The 3862-nt window shown below is 56.6% G+C and carries 3 protein-coding genes; 1 reads left to right on the top strand and 2 read right to left on the bottom strand.

What is annotated here, in order from left to right; all coding sequences use genetic code 11:
* The first annotated feature begins 197 nt into the window (after positions 1 to 197).
* Positions 198 to 1499, top strand: coding sequence for a DUF1501 domain-containing protein (locus RMSM_RS02075; RefSeq protein ID WP_008690828.1), 1302 nt, complete (start codon positions 198 to 200; stop codon positions 1497 to 1499).
* 102 nt (positions 1500 to 1601) lie between these two features.
* On the opposite strand, the gene RMSM_RS02070 is transcribed toward RMSM_RS02075, so the two are convergent.
* Together RMSM_RS02070 and RMSM_RS36290 are read right to left on the bottom strand one after the other, a co-directional pair.
* Positions 1602 to 2579, bottom strand: coding sequence for a DUF502 domain-containing protein (locus RMSM_RS02070; protein ID WP_008690827.1), 978 nt, complete (start codon positions 2577 to 2579; stop codon positions 1602 to 1604).
* Between the two features lie 110 nt (positions 2580 to 2689).
* On the bottom strand, positions 2690 to 3580 hold the full coding sequence (locus tag RMSM_RS36290; protein ID WP_008690826.1) for a ComF family protein: 891 nt from the start codon (positions 3578 to 3580) through the stop codon (positions 2690 to 2692).
* Positions 3581 to 3862 lie beyond the last annotated feature (282 nt).

Raw genomic sequence — 3862 nt, 5'->3', positions numbered from 1 at the left:
TCGCCAAAGTAGATGGCATTGGGTGCGAGCCGTCCGGTTGAGGCGAGTAAAGTGTTCGAACACGACCGGGCGGCTTGCGCCGCACCGCTAAATAAAACGATACCGGGCGGCTTGCGCCGCACCGCTAGACAAGATGAGCCGTGGGCTTAGGCTCCCATGCCAGGCTGAAACCCTTTTTCCCCATTTGAAAAACGACCATGACAATCGATCGCATCAAACTGAATCGCCGTAGCGCAATCTCGCTGGCTGCGGGGGCCGCTTGTTTGCCGTCGTTCTCGGCGTACGCCAGCGAATCCGCGTCGCCGATGCCACGTGGCAAAGCAGAGCATGTCATTTCAATCTGGCTGGGCGGCGGGATGGGGCAAATTGATACCTTCGATCCCAAACGTCGTGGCGATCCGAAAACGAAGAAGCCAGGCAGTTACTACGACGCCATTCCAACTGCGGTTCAAGGGGTCGAGGTCTGTGAACATCTGCCAACATTGGCAACGTTGATGGACCGTGTTACTGCCGTTCGAACCGTCCACCACGATGTGATCGATGAACATGCCGCCGCATCCAACCGCATGCATACCGGGCGACCGGTCACCGGGACGGTGGTCTATCCGTCACTCGGTTCGATCGTGGCGAATCAGCTAGACGCCGTCAGCGGCGATGCGCCACCCTACGTTCTGATCGGCTATCCCAACGTCTCGCGAGGTCCTGGATTCTTGGGCGCATCGAGTGGTTACTTGTACTTGACCGATACGTCCAAAGGCCCCTCCGGTTTGTCCCACCCCTATGGGATCCACTCGGATCGGCAATCCCGTCGCGAGCAGTTTTTGGCGACCACTCGCAGTGCCGCACGGGATCGTTTCGCGGGCGACAAAAAACTGCTGGACTATGACGACGCACTGTCGCAAACATTGAAGTTAAGCGGTCCCGAGTTCAATCGCGTGTTCAAGTTAGATGAGGAATCCGATGACCTTCGCAACCGTTATGGCGGCGAATTTGGTCAGCGATGTTTGTTGGCACGTCGTTTGGTGGAGCGAGGCGTGCGTTTCATCGAAGTTTCGCACAATTTGAACTTCCTGAACGGCACAGGCTGGGATGTTCACAACGCGGGGATCTTGAATCAGCACCAACTAATCCAAGAGTTGGATGTGGCGATGGCGACGTTGATCCAAGATCTAGAAGCTCGCAAAATGCTCGACAAAACGCTGATTGTGATCACCAGCGAATTTGGGCGTCCGCCTCAATTCGATGGCGGCGGCGGACGCGGTCATCAAGGCAAAACATTCACCTGTGTGTTGGCCGGCGGCGGCTTGAATCACTGTGGTGCCTACGGCGAAAGCGACGAGTTGGCGCAATCGATCGTGAAGGATCCGGTGAGTGTTCCCGACTTTTTTGCTACGGTCCACGCGTCGTTGGGGATCGACCCCAGCAAATACCTGTATGACGGCGATCGACCGGTGCCAATCACCGACAACGGAATTCCGATCGCCAAGCTGTTTGCTTAAAACCACCGAACGCGGTGACTCGCGATCCCCGGAAACAAAGGGCATGCTGCGAGCACGTCGGGGATAGATGGCTAGCGATTATTGACGTTTGACGGTCGGCGTTTATTTGCGGTTTTGAGGTATCGCGTTGGAGTGAACTACTCCGGCGGATCGAGCTGCACCCAAACCCTCGATGCGTTGTTGCGGTGGCACAACGACGCCGCAGCTGACGACGAACTGAATTGCCTCGTCGATAGTCAAATCCAAATCGATCGCTTCACTGCGTTTGACGGTGACGGTAAAGCCGGTCATCGGCATCGGGCTGGTCGGCATCAACACGCTGAGCATCGGTTCGCCGGTGGCCAGCGAGATTTCTTTCATGCTATTACCGGTAACAAAACCGAGCGACCAAATGCCTTTTCGCGGGTATTCGATTGCCACCACGCGATTGAATTCGATCTCGCGTTCGCTAAAGGCAAAATCGGTGACCTGCTTCACGCTGCCGTAAACTTTGTTGACGATCGGGATTCGCAAGATCGCCGCGTCAAACGAGCGAACGAACCAATGTCCCAATCCGAATGTGAACAAGCGGCCGACGAAGTACAGGACGGTCAGAAAGACGATGAGGAACACGGGGACCACGATCGAGCGTGGCATGTAGACCACTTCGACATAGCGGTGCCAAAACGCATTCGCGCTGGCCGGTGCGGCGGTGTACGGTCCAAATCGATCCGCGTTTTCGTTGACGACTTTGACAACGTATTCCGGTAGGAAGCGTCGACCGGTCGGATCGGGGACGTATCGCTCGCCTTTGTAGGAAAAACCGTCCAACCGTCGCGCGCCGGTCGCCGTGGCTCCCTTGGGCACCTGCGAGAATGTTTTGCTGTGGCTAACGCCTTTGACGATCGCGGATCGAATACTCGATTCGATGGGGCCGAGCACGTAGCTTTCGATCGTGCTCCAAGCCCAAATGAGTACCGCAATCGTCAACAGCGGAGGAAGCACGACGCCCAGTCCACGAAGGATGGCACGGCGGAATCCTCCCACACGATTCGGCTTGAACGTTTCGATGGTTTCCGATTCAGAGTCAGTGGGATGCATGCGGGTCGATAGTTATAGGGGCCGACGTGATCGTCGGGATGGGTTTATAGTGGGTTGTAACTGAAATCGCGGCTACCGTGAACGGAAATTCGTAGCACGGCGAGCGGGTGTTACTCCGCGCGAACGGCACGGGCAACCACCCCGACCGTCACTTTGGGGGCTCCGCCCTGACGAAGCACTCCGGATACCTCGTTGGACGTGGCTCCGGTGGTGAAAACATCATCGACCAATAAAATATGCTGATTCGTCAGATCTGGCGACCGGAGCGCACCATATCGTTTTCGGATTTCGAACGCATCACGAACATTGTGAACACGATCTTCATTTTCCAACCATGCCTGTTTTGCGATTTGCCGTGATGCTCGCAGCAGCGGAATACAGGGGATACCAAGTGTCGAAGCGGCCGCCGCCGCGATCGTGTGGACTCCAATGCCGCCCCGTGACCATTGGCGGGTGAAGTACGAGGGGACAAACGTGACCAGCGTCGGCAGGTCGTGGGCGAGTTGATCGGCCAGCACGTCGCCGAGCCGCCGGCCAAGTGCATCGGCCAACGGCGATTGGCTGACGTACTTGGCTGCCACCACCGCGTCACAAACCAGTCCGTGGTACCGCCACATTGCCACCACCCGGTCAAATTGGAACGTTTTTTCCTTGCACTGCGGACATCGCCGCGAACCAGTCGGCGGGGCCTCTGGATCATCGACCGCTGCGTTCGTGTCGGCAAATTCCTCGTTTTCTTGCGATTCGAGCAACCGGGATTGGCGGCCGAGCGGAAATCCACAGCGACGGCATCCGCGTCTCATTTCGGCTTCCGATACCGTCAGTCCGGCTAGGCACGATTGGCAAAAATCATGGTGCGGCCGAACCAATCGGCTGCACAGCCGACATGCGGGGGGGAAGGCAAGGTCGAGAATCGCGTTTTTTGCGGAAACGGCCCCCGAGCGGACGGCAACGCCGACGAGACGAAATTTTGAGAGCGTTCCGGCCAGCAACGTCGACATTTGGCATCACTAAAAGTTTTTAGGAAAATCCAGCTTTTTTGATTTTACCCCTGAACCTGTGGTCGATGTCGATGTCTAAGTCATCGTTACCACGGACAAGATCCGTGCCGCGGGGGGATTTTCTAACTGGATTTCCTCTCCCGGTGAAGGTATTGTTCACCTAGGTAACTGTCGGCAGAGAGTTCTGCTGGCTAGTCGTTCTGTTTTTTTCCTTTGCTCCGCCGCCGCACCATCAAGGTGCCGGGAGGATTCAAATGCGTATCGAATCGATCACTGCAATCG

Source organism: Rhodopirellula maiorica SM1 (genome assembly GCF_000346295.1).
GTDB classification, from domain to species: domain Bacteria; phylum Planctomycetota; class Planctomycetia; order Pirellulales; family Pirellulaceae; genus Novipirellula; species Novipirellula maiorica.
The sequence above is the reverse complement of the archived record's forward strand: the minus strand, read 5'-3'. Positions and strand labels throughout refer to the sequence as shown.